Source organism: Streptomyces sp. Act143, from assembly GCF_003143935.1.
Lineage (GTDB): Bacteria > Actinomycetota > Actinomycetes > Streptomycetales > Streptomycetaceae > Streptomyces.
In genome coordinates this window covers 4,424,557-4,445,892 of the sequence record NZ_QFRX01000001.1, presented here as the reverse complement: position 1 = coordinate 4,445,892, position 21,336 = coordinate 4,424,557, and the positions used below count along the sequence as shown (strand labels likewise).

The following is a 21,336-nucleotide window of genomic DNA, read 5'->3' as shown; positions in this document are numbered from 1 at the left end:
GAGGGGGCAGGAGGGTTTCATGAGGAGCCCGGGATCAGTCTCGACCCATGGCCTGACCTGCGCCTCCGTAGGGCTGCTCGGCACCGTCGGCGCGGATGTGGCCGCGCAGGATACTGCATGATCAGAAAAATAGGGGGGCGGGTTGGGAATTCTGTCCTGATTCCAGTCGTTGTTTCCATCAGAAGCAGGGCACCCGAGGAGAGTCCGGACCGGACAGTGCCGGACCGTATCGGGGCCAGGCCTCCATGGACCACCCGCCAGCCCACATCGCAAGGGAGCACACGCATGGCAACCCGTGCCGTCGCCCGTCGTCAGTCCGCCTCCGGCGAGGCCGTCGACAAGGCACGCAGCGTTCGCGCCCACGCCGGCGAGATCGCCGACCGCGACCTGGTCGGCATGTATCTCGACGAGATCGCGCGTACGCCGCTGCTCGACGCCGCCAAGGAAGTCGAGCTGTCCCAGATGATCGAAGCGGGTGTGTTCGCGCGGCAGGTCCTCGACGGCTACGAGGAGTCCAAGGCGGACGCCACCCGCGAGGAGCTGGAGGCGCTCGTCGCCGAGGCCGAGCGCGCCAAGGACATCTTCATCCGCTCCAACCTCCGCCTGGTGGTCGCGGTGGCCCGCCGCTACCCCCGCAGCGGTCTGCCCCTGCTCGACCTGATCCAGGAGGGCAACGCGGGCCTGGTGCGCGCGGTGGAGAAGTTCGACTACCGCAAGGGCTTCAAGTTCTCCACGTACGCGACCTGGTGGATCCGCCAGGCCATCACCCGCTCGATAGCCGACCAGTCCCGTACGATCCGCCTCCCCGTCCACCTCGTCGAGGAGCTCGGCCGCATCCGCCGGGTCCAGCGCGAGTTCAACCGGGAGAACGGCCGCGACCCGGAGCCCGCCGAGATCGCGCAGGAGCTGGGCTCCACCCCCGAGCGCGTCACGGACGTCCTGGACTGGGCCCGCGACCCGGTCTCGCTGAACATGTCGGTGGACGACGACGGCGACACCCAGTTCGGCGACCTGCTGGAGGACACCTCCGCGGTGTCGCCCGAGCAGTCCGTCCTGACCCTCCTGCGCAGCGAGGAACTGGACGGCCTGATCGGCCGCCTCGACCAGCGCACGGCCTCCATCATCAAGATGCGGTACGGCATCGAGGACGGCCGGGAGCGCACCCTGACCGAGGTCGGCAAGGAGCACGGCCTGACGCGTGAGCGCATCCGGCAGATCGAGAAGCACGCCCTGCTGGAACTGAAGAAGCTGGCCCGGGACACCGGGTTCGACGCGGTCGCGTAAGGCCCCCCGCAGCGCGGGTGTGCCCGCGCACGCCGGGTGCCGCAAGGCGGCGCAAACCTGGCGGTGTCGGTCTGCTTCAACAGGCAGGACCCTGGGAAAAAGACTTCAGGGTCCCCGAGTTCGAACACCTGGAGCTCCGGACAAGCGTCCGAGCCCCGAGAGCCAAGTCCCGACGCACTCCCCCCGGCGCCGGGACTCTCCCTGAGCCGGACTCCGGCGCCCTCCCCCCGGGCGCCGGGGTCCGGCTCTGCTTCTGTCGGGTGCGGGGTGCCTACTGGTTTCGGTCTTCAGGGGCCTGGTGCCGTCCACGGACTCCGGGAAACCGGGGCATGCTGGACGGCGGGCCACCCCGTACCTGAACCCCGGGGTGGCCCGCCGGATGGCAGATTGTGTCACATGGGCATAGCCTGCCGATGTGACCAGCCCCACCCCAGCATCGCGTTCCTCTCGAACCGCCCCCACCTCCCGCTCCGGCCGCGCTTCCCGTACCCCCTCGGATTCGGCCGCCTCGGTCTCGCTGACCGAGCGGCGCAAGGCGGAGACGCGGATGGAGATCGCCCGGGCGGCGGCGGGGCTCTTCGTCCGGCACGGGCTGCGTGCCACCCGCGCCGAGGACATCGCCCAGGCCGCCGGTATCGCCCCGCGCACCTTCTACCGCTACTTCGCGACCAAGGAGGAGGCCGTCGCCCCGCTGTACGCGGCGGGCGCGCAGCGCTGGGTGGCGGCGGTACGGGAAGCACCGGCGGAACTGCCGGTGCCGCAGGCCCTGGAACACGCGGTACGCCGGACCCTGACGCCGGGCATCGGGGTCTCCGCGTCCTCCTGGGAATGGGTCCGCACCCTGATCCGCCTGGCGGAGACGAGTCCGGCGCTGGGGAAGGTGTGGGCGGAGGTGTGCCGGGACTCGGAGCGGATGCTGGCGGAGGTGTTGGGGGAGAGGGGGGCCGGGGGTGCGGGGAGCGGTCCGGTGAGTGGGGCGGGTAGTGGAGTGGGCAGTGGAGTGGCGAGTGATGTTGACAACGTTGCCGCGGAGGCGGAGGCGGAGGCGGACGCGGGGGTGGGGGCGGGGGCGGGGGCGGACGCGGAGGCCGGGCCCGCCGTGACTGCTGCGGCTGCCATGCCCGCCATGCCCGCCATGCCCGCCATGCCTGTCGTGACTGCCGAGGGCCGCTTCACGGCGGCCGTGGCGAGTGCCGCGGTACGGACGGCGGTGGAGGCGTGGGTCGCGAGCGAGGCGAAGGCGAACGGGGCGGCGGGGCCGACGGAGTTGGCGCTGCGGAACCTCAGGGCGCTGGGGGGATTTCCGTGGGAGGGGCAGCCATGACGGTCGGGGCGAGGGCGCCCCATCGCTTCACCCACCCGCGGCCCGAACCAACCGCTCCCCCAACCCCCGTACGCACTCGACGAGTTCACCCGGCTCCTCCACGGTGAACTCCACCCCCACCATGGCCAGCCGAATCGCCAGCCACTCCACCGCGTCCCCCGTCTCTCCCCGCAACCGGCAGCGCTCCGCACCTGCTCCGCTCACCTCACCTGCCTCGCCTGCCTCACCCGTCTCACCTGCCTCAGTCGGCTCATCCGCCTCACCCGGTCCGTCCACCGCCTCCGGCACCCCCAACCACCCCGGCACCCGCGCCGCGACGACCTCGGCGGAAGCGGCGAACGTCACGGCGAACCCGTAGGTCTCCTGCCGCCGGTACATGGACTGCCGCAGATACTCCGCCGCATTCCCCGTCGGCAGCTCCCGCGGAGCGAACCGCGCGCCGGTGGCGAACGGCTCGCTCACCCGGTCGACCCGGAACGTACGCCAGTCGTCGCGATCGAGGTCGTACGCGACGAGGTACCAGCGCCGCCCCGTGGACACCAGCCGGTACGGCTCCACCACCCGCCGCGACTCGGTCCCGTCCTTCGTGCGGTACCGGAACCGCAGCCGCTCGTGCCCGGCGACGGTCGAGGCCATGACGGTCAGCGTCTCGGGTGCGATGCTCGCCCCGTCCCCGCTGGTCAGCGGCGTGGTCGCGGCCTGGAGGGTGGAGACACGGTGCCGGAGCCGGGACGGCAGCACCTGTTCCAGCTTGGCCAGCGCCCGCACCGACGCCTCGTCGACCCCCTCGACCGCGTGCCCGGCCCCCGCCCGCAGCCCGACCGCGATGGCGACCGCTTCCTCGTCGTCGAGGACGAGCGGGGGCATCGCCTTGCCCGCGACGAGCCGGTAGCCGCCGTCGGAACCCATGGTCGCCTGCACGGGATAGCCCAGCTCCCGCAGCCGGTCGATGTCCCGCCGCACGGTACGGCGGGAGACGCCGAGCCGGTCGGCGAGCTCGCCGCCGGGCCATTCGCGCGGGGTCTGGAGGAGCGAGAGGAGCTGGAGGAGCCGAGCCGGGGTGTCTGTCGTCATGAGTGCGAGGATGCCGCAGATCTAGGACATGATCTGACCTAATGCGGTCGTAGCTTGAGGACATGACCTCCACCGAAACCGTGGTTTCCACGTCTACGCCCACGCCTGAGCCCACGCTGGCGGCTATGCCTGAGGCGACGTCCGAGGCGACGTCCGAGGCGACGTCCGAGGCTGCGACCGGCCCCGTGTCCGCGCCCGACCGGCGTCGCTGGCTCGCTCTCGCGATCGTGATGACCGCGGCCTTCATGGACCTCGTCGACGTCACGATCGTCAACATCGCCATCCCGTCCATCCAGGCCGAGGCGGGTGCGAGCGTCAGCCAGATCCAGTGGATAACGGCCGGTTACGCCCTCGCCTTCGCCGCGGGCCTGATCACCGGCGGACGCCTCGGCGACATCCACGGCCGCAAGCGGCTGTTCCTCATCGGCATCGGCGGCTTCACGCTCGCCTCCGCGCTGTGCGGTTTCGCCGCGAACCCGGAGATGCTGGTCGCCTCGCGCATCCTTCAGGGCGGCATGGCGGCGCTGATGGTGCCGCAGGTGCTGTCGATCGTGCACGCGACGTTCCCGGCGGAGGAACGGGGCAAGGTCTTCGGCCTGTTCGGTGCGATCGTCGGCCTCGGCGCGGTCTCCGGACCGCTGCTCGGCGCCCTGCTGACGGAGTGGAACCTCTGGGGCCTGGAATGGCGCCCGATCTTCCTCATCAACCTCCCGGTCGGCATCGCGGGCCTGATCCTCGGCAGCCGCTTCATCACCGAGTCCAAGGCCCCGCGCGCCCTGAAGCTGGACCTGGTGGGCGTGGCCCTGGTGACCCTGGGCCTGCTCATGCTGCTCTACCCGCTGACCCGCGGCCGTGAGCTGGGCTGGCCGCTCTGGGGGTATGTGTCGATGGCCGGCGCGCTCGTCGTCCTGGCGGCGCTGGTGACGTACGAGAAGCGCAAGACCGCCCGCGACGGCTCCCCGCTCATCGAGCTCTCCCTGTTCCGCGTGAAGAGCTTCGCCGCGGGTGTCGCCGTCCAGACCGTCTTCGGTATCGGCCTCGGCATCTTCTTCCTGGTGTGGACGCTGTACATGCAGGTCGGACTGGGCTGGCGGCCGCTCAAGGCGGGCCTGACCGGGGTACCGTTCTCGATCGCGGTCTCCATGGCCGCCGGGCTGTCGGTGCAGAAGCTGGTGCCGAGGGTCGGAGGCCGTGCGGTCCTGCAGTCGGGCGCGCTGACCATGGCGGCGGGCGTCCTGCTCTACCTCTGGGAGGCCGGCCGGTACGGCACCTCCATCGCCCCCTGGCAGATGGCCCTCCCGCTCGTCGTGATGGGCCTCGGGATGGGGCTGATCTTCGCCCCGCTGACGGACATGGTGCTGTCGGGCGTGCCGCGCGAGCACGCGGGCTCGGCGTCCGGCCTCATCAACACCGTGCAGCAGATGGGCAACGCGCTGGGGCTGGGCCTGGTGTCGGTGGTCTTCTTCAACCAGATCCCGGACGAACTGCGACGCGACCAGGTGGGACCGGTGTTCGTGGATGCCTTCCAGCACGCGCTGGGGTGGGTCGCGGGCGTCATGGCGGCGATCTTCCTGCTGATGTTCGCGCTGCCCAAGCGGGGGGCGCAGCATCTGGAAGGGGCGGGGGAGGAGCCGGTGAGCCTCAAGGACCCGGAACTCGTCTGACCCGAAGGCGGAGAAGAGCGGGGAAGAGCGGAGAAGCGCGGGGAGAGCGAGGAAGAGCGGGGAAGAGCGGGGAAGCGCGGGGAAGCGCGGGGTAGAGCGAGGAAGAGCGGGGAGAGGCGGAGAAGGGCAAGAAAGGGCAGGAGAAAGAAGGCCCGGCGCGTGCTTCTGGCGTCGGGCCTTCCGCCTGCCCTGAGCTGACCGGAAGGTGCCCGGAAGGTGCCCGGAAGGCCCCGCTGAGCCTTGTTTCGGACAGGGATGGAAGTCCGTTCATGCCCGAATGGGGTCCGAACCTGTTTACTTCTCGGAAATCCGGGCGTAGCCTCCCAGCGAAACCACAAGTTCGGGCACCGGTCGGAAACGGCCGGACATCGAGTCGGAGGCGAGCGGACATGTACGCACCGGAGCGGCAGCAGGAGATCCTCCGGCTCGCGCGTGACGGCGGGCGGGTGGACGTGGTCTCGCTGGCCGAGGAGTTCCAGGTCACCGCGGAGACGATCCGCCGGGACCTCAAGGCCCTCGACCGCGCGGGCCTGCTGCGCCGGGTGCACGGCGGTGCCATCCCCGCCGGGCGCCTCGACTTCGAGCCGGACCTCGCCGAGCGCGAGACGACGGCGGCCGACGAGAAGGACCACATCGCCAAGGCGGCCGTCGCCGAACTGCCGACCGAGGGCACGCTGATCCTCGACGCCGGCACCACGGTCGCCCGTCTCGCCGCCGCCATCCCGCTCGAGGCCTCGCTCACCGTCGTCACGCACAGCCTGCCGATCGCGGCCCGCCTCGCGGACCACCCCGGCATCCAGCTCCACCTCGTCGGGGGGCGCGTACGACACCGGACGCGCGCCGCCGTCGACGCCTGGGCGCTCCGCGCGTACGGCGAGATCCGGGCAGATGTCCTTTTTGTGGCAGCCAACGGCTTCTCCGCCGACCATGGCCTGACCACCCCCGACCTCGCCGAGGCCGCGGTGAAGCGCGCGGCGGTCGCCGCCGCCCGCCGGGTCGTGCTGCTCGCCGACTCCTCCAAGCACGGCCAGGAGCACTTCGCCCGCTTCGGCGACCTGAGCGACGTGGACCTGCTGATCACCGACAGCGGGCTGAGCCCAGTAGACGCCACCGCCATCGAGCGCGGTGGCACGGAAGTAGTGCGCGCATGATCCTCACCGTCACCCCGAACCCGTCCCTGGACCGCACCTACGAGGTTCCCTCGCTGGAGCGCGGCGAGGTCATCCGCGCCACCGGCGAACGCATGGACCCGGGCGGCAAAGGCGTGAACGTCTCGCGCGCCGTGGCGGCCGCGGGCCGGCGTACGGTCGCGGTCCTGCCCCTGGGTGGTGCGCCGGGGGCGCTCGTGGCGGATCTGCTCGACGCGCAGGGCATCGAGGTCGCGCCGGTCCCGGTCGCGGGCGCCACTCGCTCGAACATCGCGCTCGCGGAGTCGGACGGCGTACTGACGAAGATCAACGCGCCGGGTCCGGAGCTGTCGGCGGAGGAGCAGGAGCTGCTGCTGGAGACGGTGCGCGCGCAGTCGCGCGACGCGGACTGGATCGCGTGCTGCGGGAGCCTGCCGCGCGGGCTCGCGCCGTCGTGGTACGCCGACGTCGTCGCGCGGGCGCACGCCGGGGGCGCGCGCATCGCGCTGGACACCTCGGGGCGTGCGCTCCTGGAGGCGCTGCGCGAACGCCCTGACGTGGTGAAGCCGAACGCCGAGGAGCTCGCGGAAGCCGTCGGGCGCCCCCTGTCCACGGTGGGCGACGCGGTGAAGGCCGCCGAGGAGTTGCGCGAGATGGGCGCACGCGCCGTGCTCGCGAGCCTGGGCGCCGACGGGCAGTTGCTCGTGGACGGCGCGGGCACGTGGTTCGCGAGCGCCCGCGTGGACGTCGTACGCAGCAACGTGGGCGCCGGCGACTCGTCCCTGGCCGGCTTCCTGATCGCCGGCGGCAACGGCCCGGAGGCGCTCGCCTCGGCGGTCGCCCATGGCGCCGCCGCCGTACAACTCCCCGGCAGCGTCATGCCGACCCCCACCGACCTGGACCCGGGCGCGGTGACGGTGACGTCGGAGGTGCCGGTGGACCGGGTGCTGAGGGAGCCGGTGTCATGACGAACGGCTCCGCCGCTGGGACGGCGAAGGCGCTGCGGGCGTGTCGTACGTGTTCTGCGGCGGTGAGGGCGCCGCAGGCGCACCTCGCACCGGTGCCGACGCACCCGTCACATCCCCATGAACCGGCCATGAAGCGGCGAGGCTCCCCGTTACTCGCCGCGGCCTGTGGGAGGCAGGGCCACCTGAGCCGCCCTGCCGCCCGGTGGGGGCGGGACATCCCCGGCCTCGCCCCCACCACCCCCACCACCCCCACCACTCCTGAAACCCCCCGCATCCCCGTCCCCACCCTCGCCCACCACCCCACTCCCCGGGCGATACGCGTGCGAAGGAGCCCGCGATGAGCGACATGATCACCGCGGACCTGGTCGATCTCGACCTGTCCGCCGATACCAAGGAAGCGGCGGCGCGCGCCCTCGCCGAGCGCATGGTCGCCCTGGGCCGGGTGACCGACCTGGAGGGCTTCCTCGCCGACGTGGCCGCCCGCGAGGCGCAGATGCCCACCGGGCTCGACGGCGGCATCGGCATCCCGCACTGCCGCAGCGCGCACGTCACCGAGCCGACGCTCGCCTTCGGGCGCAGCGCCGCCGGGATCGACTTCGGCGCGGCGGACGGTCCCGCCGACCTGATCTTCCTGATCGCGGCACCGGCCGGCGCCGACGACGCCCATCTGACGATCCTGTCGTCCCTGGCGCGGCAGTTGATGAACACCGAGTTCACCGACGCGCTGCGCGGGGTGGGTGACGCGGCGGCCGCGGCGGCGCTCATTCGAGGGGATGCGCCGGCGGCGGACGCGGCGGGCGTGTCTGGCGCATCCGGTGCCGGGGTGGGCGCTGCGGAGGGTGCTGTCGCCAGCGCTTCCGCCAGCGCTTCCGCCGGTGCTTCGGCCGGTGTTTCGGCGGGTGTGAGCAGCGCCGGCGAGGGCGCGAAGGGCGCTGCGAGCGCCCCTGCGGGCGCCTCTTCGAACTCCGTGGCGGTGTCGGGGGCGGCCTCCGCCGATACCGCCACGGGTACCGCGGCCCCGGCGCCGGGTGGCGCGACCGCTCCGGCGCCGGGCGCCACGGACGCGCCTGGGGCGGGCGCCACGGACGGGAGCGGGACGGGCGCCACGGACGCACGCCCCTTCCGGATCGTCGCCGTCACCTCCTGCCCGACCGGCATCGCCCACACGTACATGGCGGCCGAGTCCCTGGAGAACGCGGGCCGCGAGGCGGGCGTCGAACTCGTCGTCGAGACGCAGGGCTCGGCCGGCTTCACCCGGCTCGACCCGGCCGTCATCGAGGCGGCGGACGGCGTGATCTTCGCCCACGACGTCCCCGTACGCGACAAGGACCGCTTCGCCGGTAAGCCGACCGTCGACGTCGGCGTGAAGGCGGGCATCAACAGGCCTGCGGAGCTCATCACCGAGGTGCGCGGCAAGGCGGCGCGCGGCGAGGTGACGGGCGCCCCCGGGGCCGCCTCCACCCCGGTGGAGCGCGCGGGCGACGCCGGCGACAGCTACGGCACCAAGCTGCGCAAGTGGCTGATGACCGGCGTGAGCTACATGGTCCCGTTCGTCGCGGCCGGCGGTCTGCTGATCGCCCTCGGCTTCGCGATCGGCGGCTACCAGATCAATGAGGCCAAGCCGGTCATGGAGCACTTCGACTGGGGCCAGGTCGACAGCTGGGGCGCGCTGCTGTTCCAGATCGGCGGCGTCGCGTTCGGCTTCCTGATCCCCGTCCTCGCCGGCTACATCGCCTATGGCATGGCGGACCGCCCCGGCCTCGTGCCCGGCTTCGTCGGCGGCATGATCTCCGTCAACATCGCCGCCGGCTTCCTCGGCGGACTGGTCGCCGGTCTGCTGGCCGGTGGAGTCGTCCTCGGCATCCAGCGGATCAAGATCCCACCGGTGCTGCGCGGCATCATGCCGGTGGTCGTGATCCCGCTGATCTCGTCGATCGTCGTCGGCTTCCTGATGTTCATCGTGATCGGCAAGCCGATCGCCAACGCGCAGGAGGCCATGACGGACTGGCTCAACGGCCTCTCCGGCACCAACGCCATCCTGCTCGGCATCCTCCTCGGCCTGATGATGTGCTTCGACCTGGGCGGCCCGGTCAACAAGGTCGCGTACGCCTTCGCCACCGCCGGTATCGCCGTACAGGACCCGAGCGACTCGGCGATGAAGGTCATGGCCGCCGTGATGGCCGCAGGCATGGTGCCCCCGCTGGGCATGGCCCTCGCCACGACCGTCCGCAAGAAGCTGTTCACCGAGACCGAGCGCGAGAACGGCAAGGCGGCCTGGGTCCTCGGCGCCTCCTTCATCTCCGAGGGCGCGATCCCGTTCGCCGCGGCCGACCCGCTGCGCGTCATCCCCGCCTCCATGGCGGGCGGCGCGGTCACCGGCGCGCTGACCATGGCCTTCGGCTCCACCCTGCGCGCCCCGCACGGCGGCATCTGGGTCACCTTCCTCATCGGCAAGCCGTTCCTGTACCTGCTGGCCATCGCGGTCGGCACGGCGGTCACGGCCGGCCTGGTCATCCTCCTCAAGGGCCTGCGCAAGACGGGCCCAGGAGGGGCAGCCGCCGCGTCCGACGACCCCGCCTCCGCGCCGGCGTCGGAGCGGAAGCAGCCGGTGGCGGCGTAGGGGAAACACCGGCGCCGACGGCGGTCGGCCGCAGCCCTGGCGGCACGGGGCTACGGCCGACCGCAGCCGTTCGCCGCGTCGCGCATGTCACGCGCATGTCCCTTTCGGTCGCTGTGAGTTGTTCACGGCACCTGCGAGATACGTCACGGTCCGGGACCAAAGTCCCGGACCGTGGTGTCTACTGGGGCGCATGCCTGAGCACGTCTCGATCTTCCAGCTGACGGGCATGGCCGTCCTCGCCCTGGCGACCGTCGTCTGGGCGATCGGCCTGACCCGCGTCCTGCGCCGTGGCCGCGAAGCCGCCCTGTGGCGGACCGCCCCCACCCTCCAGGGCCTTCCGTATCAACGGCAGGCCGGCCCCGACCTGGAGTCCGTCCCACTGACCCCGGCGGAACGGGACGCCTTCGCGGGCCTGGTACGACAGCTCAGCGACGGCCGCTGACGCCCGAGCGCTCACCCGCTCGCCACGCGGGCGCGCGTCACGAGACGCGCGCCGCCCGCCGCTCCATCGCGTCCCTGGCCGCGTCCTCGGAGACGTACACCTCGCACATGTGCCGCCCGTCGGGCGTGGCCGTGTGCTCGACCTCCCACAGGGAGATCTCCTTGCCGTCACGCAGCAGGAACGCGTGCTCGTAGAGCGAGAAGCACAGTCCGATGCGCCCCGCGCGGCACGGCCTCCCGAAAGCCTGCGTGATCTGGTGCGCGAACGCGTTCGCCAGCAGCGCGGCCGTCTCCGCGCCCGGCTGGTCCGGGTTCTCGGCGCGGCGCAGAAGCCGGCGCGCGTGGTCCGCGGAGTCGTCGGGCACGTACGCGTGCCGGGGAGCGGGGATCGGCGACAGGTGCACCGTCACCGGGAGCTCGAAGTCCGGCGCGTCCGGAGGCAACGGCAACCGGGCCGTGGCCGCGCGCAGCTCCTCCTCGTCGACGTACACCTCGTGCTGCGGGTCGCTGCCCGGCGCGGTGTTGTGGACGAGCTCCCAGAGCGTGAGCGCGGAACCGTCGGCGAGCAGCCAGGTGTGGCGGTACGTCTCACGGTGCAGCCCCGCGCTGTGGTGTGCGGAGTGCAGTGAACTGTCGTGCGCCAGCGCGCAGTCGAGCCGCTGTATCGCCTCGTCGGGCAGTTCGAAGGAGTTCAGGGCACGGCCGAGGAGCCGCGCGAGGTGCTCCTCCGGAGACTCGGGCGACTCGCGTGGCTCGTACGCTGCTGTCTCGTACGGAACGCTCAAGGTTTCTCCCGGCGTCGCTGCATGTCACCTTGTGGGTGCATACCGTAGCCCCTCGGTCGGACATCATGTCCGGGAACCGAGAAAACGTGCGCACAGAAAACGCTCGGGCCGCGTGAGAAGTTCCCACGCGGCCCGAAGATCCGTCAAAAACCGCCGGTCAGACGGTACTTGGCGCGTTGTGCCCACCAAAGGGCGCACGGACGTCCGAGGGGCGCCCGGGTGCTCCGACAGCGCTCATGCCGCACCCGCGCGCAAGCTCACGCGGCGCTTCCCGCGGTCCACTCGCCCCACGACATGTTCCACCCGTTGAGCCCGTTGTCCGGCGCCACCGTCTTGTCGGGGGAGTTCTTGACGATCACTACGTCCCCGAGGATGGAGTTGTCATAGAACCAGGCGGCGTTCGTCGCCCCCTGGCCGCCCTGTACGTCCTGAAGCCCCACGCATCCGTGGCTGGTGCCCGACCGGCCGAAGGGCGGGTTGGCCTTGTTGTACCAGTAGTTGCCGTGGATGAACGTCCCCGACTGCGTCAGGCGCATCGCGTGCGGCACGTCCGGGATGTCGTATGCGTTGTCGAGCCCGACCGTACGGCTGTCCATCCGCAGCTTCGGGAACTTCTCGGTGATCACCATCTGCCCGTTGTAGGTGGTGAACTCCGCGCTGCCCGCCGAGATGGGCACCGACTTGAGGGTCTTGCCGTCGCGCGCGACGGTCATGGTCTGCGTGTCGACGTCGACCGTGGAGACCTGCGACCGCCCGATCGTGAAGCTGACGGTCTTCTTCTGCACCCCGACGACACCGTTCGCGCCCTCGACGCCGTCCAGGTCGATCTTCATCGTGACCTTGGAGCCGGCCTTCCAGTACTCCTGCGGCCGGAAGTCGAGCCGCTGCGACCCGAACCAGTGCCCGACCACCTGCTGCCCGCTGCTGGAGGAGACCGTGATGTGCGACTGCACGGCCTTCTTGTCGCTGATCGCCTTGTCGAAGGTGAACGACACCGGCATCCCGACACCCACCGTCGTACCGCCGTCCGGCGTGTACGTCCCGACGAAGCTGTTCGCCTTGCTCACCGTGGTGAACGTCGAGTCCGCGGAGGAGGCGCGACCGTCGGCGTCTTTCGCGGTCGCCGATATCTCGTACTTCGTCTCCCGCTCCAACTGCTCCTTCGGCTTCCAGCTCCCCCCGTCCGCGGCGAGCGTGCCCGGCACGGTCTGCCCCGTCCCCGCCACCTTCATTGTCACGCCGGTCAGCTTGCCCCCGCTGACCTTCACCCCGGTGGTGTTGATCGACGCGCCCGTCGAACCGTCCTTCGCCGAGATGACGATCTTCGCCGCCGACGTCTTCGGGGAGTCCCCGGCGCCCTTGCCGTCGTCCTTGCCGTCGGCGCCGCCGCCACAGGCGGTGAGGGTGAGGGCGCCGACCGCCAGGACGGCACAGGCCCCCAGTGCGCGCCTCGTTGCTATGTCCGGCGTTGTCACGAGCTGCTCCCGGTTCGTGTGATGTGCGTGATCTGCGCAAGTCCGTGAAGAAAGAGCGCATCCATGGCCGACCGGGTTCCCTGCGACCGCGGTGAACGCCATCACGTGACACAACCGGGACAATCCCCACACGAAACAAGCCACCCTCGGGGCCCGCCGCCGACGCTCAGCGCGTGGCAGACGCGCCTGCTCACCTCTCCCTGGCCGCGCGCTGGCTCCTGCCTGTGGCGCGACGCGGCGGGGGAGAGGCGAGGGCGCATGGGACGGGCGGCGAGGCGGCGCGAGGCGAGGCGGCGCGAGGCATGAGGCGCGGGGCATGGGGCGCGCACGCGCTCGCGCTCCGGCGAGGAACGCACCCCCCGTTGCCCGCGCCCCCTCACCGCCCCCCGTACAACTCCCCGTACGACAGCCACTCCCCGCCCGGCCCGCGCACCGATTCGGCCGCACGCACGGCGCGCACGATCGCGCGCGTCACCACGTCCGCTCCTGCCGCGAGAAGTTCGTTGAGCGCCAAGGGGTGCTCGGCGTCGAGCGCGCGCTGCCCGGTCGCCAGCGTGAACACGGTGTCGCCGTCGTTCAGCAGATGCACGGGCCGCACGGCACGCGCGATGCCGTCGTGCGCCGTGCCCGCGAGCTTCTGCGCCTGCGCCTTCGACAGGTTCGCGTCGGTGGCGACGACCGCGAGCGTCGTGTTCAGCAGGGGAGGGGTGTTCTTCGCCGCGCTCTCGGCGAGACGCCGGCGCGCGGCCTCGTGGACGTGCGCCGCGGGATAGTTCGCGCGCCCCTGGAACAACTCCCCGTACAGAATGCCCGTCTCCGGGTCCAGCACGGACCCTGCGGCATTGGCCACCACCAGCGCGGCGACGGTGATCCCCGACGCGAGCACGACGCTCGCACTGCCGACTCCGCCCTTCAGCGGCCCGACAGCAGCGCCCGTACCCGCGCCCACACCTCCCTCCCGCACGCGCGCGCCGGGGGCGGTCGCCGCGGCTGCCTCGACCGCCGCCCTGCCGAGGGCGGCATCGGGTCTGGCCCGGAAGTCCCCGCCCCGCCCGAGGTCGAAGACGCAGGCGGCCGGTACGACCGGGACGACATGCGTCGCCTCCACCCCGACCCGCACCCCGCGCCCCTGCTCCTCCAGCCACGCCATCACACCGGTGGCCGCGTCGAGCCCGTACGCGCTGCCGCCGGTCAGGACGATCGCCTCGACCTTCTGCACGACGTTGCGCGGGTCGAGGGCGTCGGTCTCCTTGGTGCCGGGCCCGCCACCGCGCACATCCACGGCGGCGACGGCGCCACCCTCCGGGGCGAGCACCACGGTGGTGCCGGTGAGCCAACCGTCGCCGGTGCGCGTCGCATGCCCCACGCGTACACCGGCGACGTCCGTCAGAGCGTCAACTGTCATGGCACCAGTCTCGTCCAGACCACCGACGCGAGCCCGGCGGCACCGCTACGTCGGTCCGGCGCCACCGGCGCGTCACACCCCCGGCGCCGCCTCCCGGCTCTCCCGGGCCACCAAGCGCGCCGTCAGCGCAGTCCCCGTCACCACCGCGAGCGCCGAGACGATGCCGGCCGCGAGCACCGCCCCGTCGCCCAGGAAGGTGCAGGCGATGACCAGCAGAGCCGTGACCGGAAGCACCAGCTGCTGCGTGATGCCCACCTTGAAGTAGCGCGAGTGCAGAGCCCAGACGGTGAGGAGGTAGAGCGCGGTAGGCAGTGTCACGGCGGCCGACGCGGCCAGCGTGGAGATGTGCGCCTTGCCGACCGCCTGCTCGACCGCCACCTCGAGGCCGGCGCCGATCGCGGCCGCCGAGGCGAAGATCAGGTAGTGGCCGTAGCCCCACAGGAACGCCTGCTTGTTGGTGCGCAGCCTGTCGTGGATCGGCACGACGAAGTAGATCCACCACGCCGAGAACACGATCAGCAGCCCGCCCGCGGCGATCGGAAGCAGTTCGCCGAGCGCGCCGTGCTCGTCGACGGCGGACTTCACGGCGACCGTGGCCGCGGCGATCGTCTCGCCGAGGACGATGATCGTGAACAGCCCGTACCGCTCGGAGATGTGGTGCGGATGCCAGGCCGAGTTGAAGTCCTTCTCCGCGTACGGCGGCACGCACATCTCGATCACCGCCATCACGAGGAAGACCCAGGTCCTCGCCCCCTCGGGCAGGACCACCAGCCCCAGCCAGCCCACCATGCAGAGCAGCACACCAGCGGCGTACCGCAACGCCATGGTCCGCTCCGCGCCCTCGGTGGACAGTGCGGCGCGTATCCACTGTGCGGACATCGCCAGCCGCATGATCACGTAGCCCAGCCAGACGGCCAGGAAGTCGTGGTCCTCGAATGCCCGGGACACCCCGGCCGCGAGCACCAGCACGCCGGCGATCTGGACCAGGGTGACGACTCGGTAGAGGACGTCGTCGTTGTCGTACGCCGAGGCGAACCAGGAGAAGTTCATCCAGGCCCACCAGATGGCGAAGAAGATCATCGCGTAGTTGAGGATGCCCTCGCCGGCGTGTCCCTCGGCGATGGCGTGCACCAGTTGCACGCCCGCCTGGGCGATGGCGACGACGAAGCAGAGGTCGAAGAAAAGCTCCAGAGGAGAGGCGACCCGATGTGCCTCGTCGCGCCCGCGGGCGCTGAGCCTGCGCAATGGGCTTCGGCTGGTGTGCGCATCGGAGGGCGCCGAGGACGGAGTCGTGCTGGAGGTCATGAGTCCAAGCACAGCAGATACCGGCCGGAAATTCTTGTGAACCAATTCACAAGCGGGCCAAGGTCCAAAGTCCCGAAGAAAAGGCCAGTTCAGACGGCCCAACCGCCTCCCCGGACGGCCAGTGCCGGGACGTTGGTCCCGCAAATCGGGACCAACGCGGCCCGCGGAGCCGCCCGTGCCGGCGTGGAATGGAGCCGTACCCACGAAGCGATGTGGAAGGTGCCGGCCATGACTGCCACCCCTGCGGAGACCACGACCGTCACGCCCGCCGAAGAGGCGGCCCAGCACTCGTCCGCGCCGGGCGACGCCTGGGCCGGCTTCCGCGGCGGCCTGTGGCGGGACACCATCGCCGTCCGGGACTTCGTCCAGAGCAACTACGTCCCCTACGAGGGCGACGCCTCCTTCCTCGCCGGCCCCACCGAGCGCACCACCCAGGTCTGGAACAAGCTCCTGGCGATGTTCCCCGAGGAGATCGCGCGCGGCATCCACGACGTGGACGTCAGCACCCCGTCCCGCATCGACGCCTTCGCGCCCGGCTACATCGACCCCGACCTCGACCTGATCGTGGGCCTCCAGACCGACGCCCCGCTCAAGCGCGCCATCATGCCCAACGGCGGCTGGCGCATGGTCGAGAGCGCCCTCAACGCCTACGGGTACGAGGCCGACCCCGCCGTCCGGGAGATCTACACCAAGCTCCGCAAGACACACAACGACGGTGTCTTCGACGCCTACACCCCCGAGATCCGCGCCTGCCGTTCCTCCGGCATCATCACCGGCCTGCCCGACGCCTACGGCCGCGGCCGCATCATCGGCGACTACCGCCGCGTCGCCCTCTACGGCGTCGACCGGCTCATCGTCGCGAAGCGAGCGGACAAAAGCGCACTCGAACTCGAGTGGCCGAGCGCGGAGGTCATCCAGGAACGCGAGGAAATCGCCGAGCAGATCCGCGCCCTCGAAGAACTCAAGACCATGGCCCTCTCCTACGGCCACGACATCTCCGGCCCCGCCCGCACCGGCCGCGAGGCCGTCCAGTGGCTGTACTTCGCCTACCTCGCCGCCGTGAAGGAACAGAACGGCGCCGCCATGTCGATCGGCCGCATCGACGCCTTCCTCGACATCTACCTCCAGCGGGACATCGAGCGCGGCCTGCTCACCGAGACCGAGGCGCAGGAACTCGTCGACGACTTCGTCATCAAGCTCCGCATCGTGCGCTTCCTGCGCACCCCCGAGTACAACGAGCTCTACTCCGGCGACCCCACCTGGGTCACCTGGTCCATGGCGGGCCTCGGCGAGGACGGGCGCCCCCTGGTCACCCGCACCACCTTCCGAGCGCTGAACACCCTCTACAACCTCGGGCCCGCCCCCGAGCCCAACCTCACCGTCTTCTGGTCCCCGCGCCTGCCCGAGGGCTTCAAGAAGTACGCCGCCCAGGTCGCCATCGACACCAGCGCCCTGCAGTTCGAGTCCGACGACCTCATGCGCCCCAAGTACGGCGACGACACCGCCATCGCCTGCTGCGTCTCCGCGATGGCCATGGGCAGGCAGATGCAGTTCTTCGGTGCCCGCGTGAACGTCGCCAAGGCCCTGCTGTACGCGATCAACGGCGGCCGCGACGAGGTCTCCGGCAAGCAGGTCGTCGAGGGCTTCGAGCCCCTCACCGACGACTACCTCGACTACGACACCGTCCTCGCGCGCTACGACGCCATGCTCGGCTGGCTCGCGAAGACCTACGTCCACGCGCTCAACGTCATCCACTACATGCACGACAAGTACGCCTACGAGCGCCTCGAAATGGCCCTGCACGACCGGGCGATCCTGCGCACCATGGCCTGCGGCATCGCCGGCCTCTCGGTCGCCGCCGACTCCCTGTCCGCGATCAAGCACGCACGCGTGAAGGTCGTCCGCGACGAAACGGGCCTCGCCGTGGACTACGTCGTCGAGGGCGACTACCCGGCGTACGGCAACAACGACGACCGGGCCGACGAACTCGCCCGCTGGATCGTCCACGAGTTCATGGAGAAGGTCCGCCGGCACCCGACGTACCGCGACGCCGTGCACACCCAGTCGGTCCTGACGATCACCTCGAACGTCGTCTACGGCAAGAAGACCGGCCACACGCCCGACGGCCGCCGCGCGGGCGCGCCCTTCGCGCCCGGCGCCAACCCCATGAACGGCCGCGACGAGCACGGGTACATCGCCTCGGCGCTCTCCGTCGCCAAGCTCCCGTACGACGACGCGGAGGACGGCATCTCGCTGACCAACACCATCACCCCGGACGCCCTGGGCCGCGCCCCCGAGGAGCGCGTCGCCAACCTCTCCGGCGTCCTGGACGGCTACATGGCCGACGGCGGCTTCCACATGAACGTCAACGTGCTCGACAAGGCGACCCTCGAGGACGCGATGGAGCACCCCGAGAAGTACCCGCAACTGACCATCCGGGTCTCCGGATACGCGGTCAACTTCATCCGCCTCACGCGTGAGCAGCAACTCGACGTCATCAACCGCACCTTCCACGGATCGCTGTAAGGGAGCAGAGCGATGACCACGCTTCTTCCGCCCGCGCCGACCACGCCGGCGCCGGGCGGCGGCGCCTGCGCCACGGCGGCCACCCCCGCCGCCGCGGCGATGCGGCGCCCGGTGGTCGGCTCGGTCCACTCGTGGGACCTGTCGACCGGCGTCGACGGCCCCGGCACCCGGTTCGTCACCTTCCTGTCCGGATGCCCGCTGACCTGCCTGTACTGCCACAACCCCGACACCTGGCGGATGCGCGACGGCAAGCGCACCACCGCGGACGACGTGATCGCCGAGGCCGGCAAGTACACGCGGTTCATCGCGGCGGCGGGCGGCGGTGCCACCGTCAGCGGGGGAGAGCCGCTGCTCCAGCCCGTCTTCACAGGCGAGCTGCTGCACCGCTTCAAGCACGAACTCGGCCTGCACACCGCCCTGGACACCTCCGGCTTCCTGGGCGTGCGCGCCACCGAGGCCCTGCTGCGCGACACCGACCTGGTCCTGCTCGACATCAAGTCCTGGGACCGCGCCACCTACCGCAAGGTCACCGGCCGCCCGCTGGCCCCGACTCTCGACTTCGCCCGGCGCCTGGCCGACCTCGGAAAGGAGGTCCACGTCCGCTTCGTCCTGGTGCCCGGCCTCACCGACGCCCCCGACAACATCGCCGGCGTCGCCGCCTTCGCCGCGTCGCTCGGCAACGTCAGCCGCGTCGACGTCCTGCCCTTCCACAAGCTGGGCGAGGCCAAGTGGCAGGCGTTGGGCCGCCCCTTCGTCCTGCACGACACCCCCAGCCCTACCGCCGAGCAGACCGCCCAGGCCAAGGGCATCTTCGAGGCCCACGGGCTCCACGCTGTGTGAGCCGTCCGAGCCGCCGCCACCGGGCTTCGGGCGCTCCGGACGTCGCTCGCCGCCGGGGCCGTACCCTGGACGCATGAGCACCGCCCCCAAGCCCGAGCCCCGCGCACCGAAGCCGTCGCTGATCTTCGACGACCCGCTGGACCAGAAGTCCTCGGACGACACGGACCGCGGATGGGGCGAGCGGCCCGGCACGGACAGCACGGAGAGTGCCGCGGACCTGAAGCGCTTCCTCGACGAGAAGCCGCCCCACCACCTCTGAGCCCGCCGAGCCATGGCCCGCCAAAGCCGGCGGGCCATGACGGCCGTTACCGCTCGCTGTGCCCCGAGCCGCGCTGCGCGACCAGCGCGTCGCGGATCTCCTTGAGGACTTCCAGCTCGGTGATCTCGATCACCTCGTGCGTCCCCTCCTTGGCCTTCCTGCGGGCCTCCTGACGCGCCAGGTACTTCGACATTGGCAGCACCATCAGGAAGTACACGACCGCCGCGGTGATCACGAAGGTCAGCGTCGCGCCGAGCACGGAGCCCCACAGGATCGGGACGCCGCTCTGGACCGTGCCGTCCGGAGCAACCTTGCACGGGTCCTTCAGACACGAGCTGTAGTTGTCGAGGTTCTTGGTCCCGATCGCCCCGACCAGCGGGTTGATCACGCCCTTCACCACCGAGTTCACGATGTTGGTGAAGGCGGCTCCGATGACCACCGCTACGGCCAGATCGACGACGTTCCCGCGCGTCAGAAAGGCTTTGAAGCCCTCCCAGACACTCGGCTTCTTCTCGCTCACCTAGGGGACTCTCCTCGCACGTACAGGGTGTGGAACAAACAGCTCCGCAACCTACGTCAACGCGAGGCGAACCTGCCCAATCAGGTAGCTCGAAAGGGGGACTTGACAGAAATTCGCGCAGTAGGCGGGCCGCACGGCTCAGCACAGCGTCACCCCCAGCCGGGCCGTGGCGCTCGCGCCCACCAGGCGTGCCGCGGTGGAACGCGGCACCGAGAGGACGACCAGCGCCCCGCTCTCGGCGGCGCCTTCCAGCGGTGTCGGCACCTTCTTCACACGCGCCCCGCGCGCGATCACTCGCGCGTCACCGCCACCCGTCGCCGTCGACTCGGCGGCGATCACGTCGACACGGTCGCCGGGCCGCAGCAGCAGAACCGTGGCACCGTCGGCGATACGCACCGGCGCCGTCACCATCTCGACGGCGCGGTGCTCCCGTACCGGCGCGGCCGAAGGGTGCCCGCGTGCCCCGTCCGCGTCGTCGGGGCCGACGGCCAGCAACGCGGCGGCCGTGACGGCGAGGCCTGCCGCGAGAGCCCGCCTGCGATGCCTTACGAGCCGGGCCAGTTGATAACGACCGCCCCGGACCCGCACAGGAGCGAAATGCGGCACCTCGCACGTGGCGGGGGCGTCGGTGCCCGGCGGGCGCGGAACGAGAGGGGAGGGAGAAGGTGCGAAGGACACGGGACCACCACCTGTGACGAGGGACCGGTTTGCAAGGCCACGATGAGGCCTCGCGCCGTATCCCGCTGAGACAGGTGGACGACCGGCGGGTTGTGGACAACTCCCTCACCCGAATGGGCAGTTCCGCCTCTCAGCGGCACTGCCCGCGCCACGTCAGGGCAGTTCGAAGCCCGGATCCATCCCACCGAGCGCCGTTGTGCACAGGCAGTCCCGCTCCTCGTTCGCCGGCAGCGCGGCCACCGCGTCGAACAGCACACCCCGCAGCCGGTCGACGTTCGCCGCGAACACCCGCAGCACCTCGTCGTGCGAGACGCCCTCACCCGTCTCGGCACCCGCGTCGAGGTCCGTGACCAGGGTCAATGAGGTGTAGCAGAGCTCGAGTTCACGGGCGAGCGCCGCTTCGGGGTGGCCGGTCATGCCCACCACCGACCAGCCCTGAGCCCGGTGCCACGACGATTCGGCACGCGTCGAGAAGCGCGGCCCCTCGATCACGACCAGCGTTCCGCCGTCCACCGCTTCCCAGTCCCGCCCGCGCGCCGCCTTCAACGCGGCGGCCCTGCCGACGGGGCAGTAGGGATCGGCCAGCGACACGTGCACCACGTTGGGCATCTCGCCGCCGGGCAGCGGAAGCCCGTCGAAGTAGGTGCCCGTTCGGGACTTCGTACGGTCGACCAGCTGATCCGGCACGAGCAGCGTGCCCGGCCCGTACTCGGGGCGCAGCCCGCCCACCGCGCAGGGCCCCAGGATCTGGCGCGCGCCGACCGACCGCAGGGCCCACAGATTGGCGCGGTAGTTGATCCGGTGCGGCGGAAGATGGTGGCCGCGCCCGTGCCGGGGCAGGAAGGCGACCCGGCGGCCCGCCAGGTCACCGAGGAAGAGGGAGTCGCTGGGCGGGCCGTAGGGGGTGTCCACCTGTATCTCGGTCACGTCGTCGAGGAACGAGTAGAAGCCCGAGCCGCCGATTACGCCGATCTCTGCGTTCGCCATGACCAGCACAGTAGCTGGCCCCGGAAGCGCGTCGGATCGGGCTCCGGGAAACAC

At 71.1% G+C, this 21,336-nt stretch carries 18 protein-coding genes; 10 read left to right on the top strand and 8 right to left on the bottom strand.

The window, feature by feature from the left end; genetic code table 11:
- Positions 1-285: 285 nt before the first annotated feature.
- Together DI272_RS19980 and DI272_RS19975 are read left to right on the top strand one after the other, a co-directional pair.
- Entirely contained in the window at positions 286-1,284 is a 999-nt protein-coding gene (locus DI272_RS19980; protein WP_109496683.1) for an RNA polymerase sigma factor RpoD/SigA, read from the top strand.
- 547 nt (positions 1,285-1,831) lie between these two features.
- Positions 1,832-2,608, top strand: a complete 777-nt coding sequence (locus DI272_RS19975; protein WP_109496682.1) for a TetR/AcrR family transcriptional regulator — start codon at positions 1,832-1,834, stop codon at positions 2,606-2,608.
- A gap of 27 nt (positions 2,609-2,635) precedes the next feature.
- On the opposite strand, the gene DI272_RS19970 is transcribed toward DI272_RS19975, so the two are convergent.
- The gene (locus tag DI272_RS19970; protein ID WP_109496681.1) at positions 2,636-3,682 is read right to left on the bottom strand and encodes a YafY family protein; all 1,047 of its coding nucleotides are present in this window, start codon (positions 3,680-3,682) and stop codon (positions 2,636-2,638) included.
- Positions 3,683-3,912: 230 nt separating this feature from the next.
- On the opposite strand from DI272_RS19970, the gene DI272_RS19965 reads away from it, so the two are divergent.
- From DI272_RS19965 to DI272_RS19945, 5 genes are all read left to right on the top strand, one after another.
- Entirely contained in the window at positions 3,913-5,346 is a 1,434-nt protein-coding gene (locus tag DI272_RS19965) for an MFS transporter (protein ID WP_309221694.1), read from the top strand.
- A gap of 389 nt (positions 5,347-5,735) precedes the next feature.
- On the top strand, positions 5,736-6,497 hold the full coding sequence (locus DI272_RS19960; RefSeq protein WP_109496679.1) for a DeoR/GlpR family DNA-binding transcription regulator: 762 nt from the start codon (positions 5,736-5,738) through the stop codon (positions 6,495-6,497).
- Positions 6,494-7,441 carry a 1-phosphofructokinase gene (gene pfkB / locus DI272_RS19955; protein WP_109496678.1) on the top strand — a complete coding sequence of 316 codons (948 nt, stop codon included), beginning with the start codon at positions 6,494-6,496 and terminating at the stop codon, positions 7,439-7,441. The genes DI272_RS19960 and pfkB overlap by 4 nt, the downstream gene beginning before the upstream one ends.
- 337 nt (positions 7,442-7,778) lie before the next feature.
- Complete coding sequence (locus DI272_RS19950) at positions 7,779-10,061, top strand: fructose-specific PTS transporter subunit EIIC (RefSeq protein ID WP_109496677.1); 2,283 nt, start codon at positions 7,779-7,781, stop codon at positions 10,059-10,061.
- 190 nt (positions 10,062-10,251) lie between these two features.
- The gene (locus DI272_RS19945; protein ID WP_109496676.1) at positions 10,252-10,503 is read left to right on the top strand and encodes a hypothetical protein; all 252 of its coding nucleotides are present in this window, start codon (positions 10,252-10,254) and stop codon (positions 10,501-10,503) included.
- Between the two features lie 37 nt (positions 10,504-10,540).
- Here DI272_RS19945 and DI272_RS19940 read toward each other — a convergent pair whose 3' ends face one another.
- The 4 genes from DI272_RS19940 to DI272_RS19925 all read right to left on the bottom strand — a co-directional run bounded on the left by DI272_RS19940 (position 10,541) and on the right by DI272_RS19925 (position 15,472).
- Positions 10,541-11,287 carry a DUF6227 family protein gene (locus DI272_RS19940; protein ID WP_109496675.1) on the bottom strand — a complete coding sequence of 249 codons (747 nt, stop codon included), beginning with the start codon at positions 11,285-11,287 and terminating at the stop codon, positions 10,541-10,543.
- 257 nt (positions 11,288-11,544) lie between these two features.
- Positions 11,545-12,762 carry an Ig-like domain-containing protein gene (locus DI272_RS19935; RefSeq protein WP_109496674.1) on the bottom strand — a complete coding sequence of 406 codons (1,218 nt, stop codon included), beginning with the start codon at positions 12,760-12,762 and terminating at the stop codon, positions 11,545-11,547.
- A gap of 376 nt (positions 12,763-13,138) precedes the next feature.
- Entirely contained in the window at positions 13,139-14,167 is a 1,029-nt protein-coding gene (locus DI272_RS19930) for a P1 family peptidase (RefSeq protein WP_109496673.1), read from the bottom strand.
- A 72-nt stretch (positions 14,168-14,239) separates the two neighbouring features.
- The gene (locus tag DI272_RS19925; protein WP_109496672.1) at positions 14,240-15,472 is read right to left on the bottom strand and encodes a low temperature requirement protein A; all 1,233 of its coding nucleotides are present in this window, start codon (positions 15,470-15,472) and stop codon (positions 14,240-14,242) included.
- 228 nt (positions 15,473-15,700) lie between these two features.
- Here DI272_RS19925 and pflB point away from each other — a divergent pair, with 228 nt between their 5' ends.
- The 3 genes from pflB (at position 15,701) to DI272_RS19910 (ending at position 19,097) form a co-directional block, all read left to right on the top strand.
- The gene (gene pflB / locus DI272_RS19920) at positions 15,701-17,998 is read left to right on the top strand and encodes a formate C-acetyltransferase (protein WP_109500932.1); all 2,298 of its coding nucleotides are present in this window, start codon (positions 15,701-15,703) and stop codon (positions 17,996-17,998) included.
- 12 nt (positions 17,999-18,010) lie between these two features.
- A complete protein-coding gene (gene pflA / locus DI272_RS19915) occupies positions 18,011-18,838 on the top strand; it encodes a pyruvate formate-lyase-activating protein (RefSeq protein ID WP_109496671.1) in 828 nt (275 codons plus the stop codon).
- Between the two features lie 73 nt (positions 18,839-18,911).
- Positions 18,912-19,097, top strand: coding sequence for a hypothetical protein (locus DI272_RS19910; protein WP_109496670.1), 186 nt, complete (start codon positions 18,912-18,914; stop codon positions 19,095-19,097).
- Positions 19,098-19,143: 46 nt separating this feature from the next.
- Here DI272_RS19910 and mscL read toward each other — a convergent pair whose 3' ends face one another.
- The 3 genes from mscL to DI272_RS19895 form a co-directional block, all read right to left on the bottom strand.
- Positions 19,144-19,617: a large conductance mechanosensitive channel protein MscL gene (gene mscL / locus DI272_RS19905; RefSeq protein WP_109496669.1), complete on the bottom strand. Its 474-nt coding sequence runs from the start codon at positions 19,615-19,617 to the stop codon at positions 19,144-19,146.
- Positions 19,618-19,755: 138 nt separating this feature from the next.
- The gene (locus tag DI272_RS19900; RefSeq protein WP_109496668.1) at positions 19,756-20,295 is read right to left on the bottom strand and encodes a hypothetical protein; all 540 of its coding nucleotides are present in this window, start codon (positions 20,293-20,295) and stop codon (positions 19,756-19,758) included.
- A gap of 153 nt (positions 20,296-20,448) precedes the next feature.
- A complete protein-coding gene (locus tag DI272_RS19895; protein WP_109500931.1) occupies positions 20,449-21,282 on the bottom strand; it encodes an S-methyl-5'-thioadenosine phosphorylase in 834 nt (277 codons plus the stop codon).
- Between the last annotated feature and the right edge of the window lie 54 nt (positions 21,283-21,336).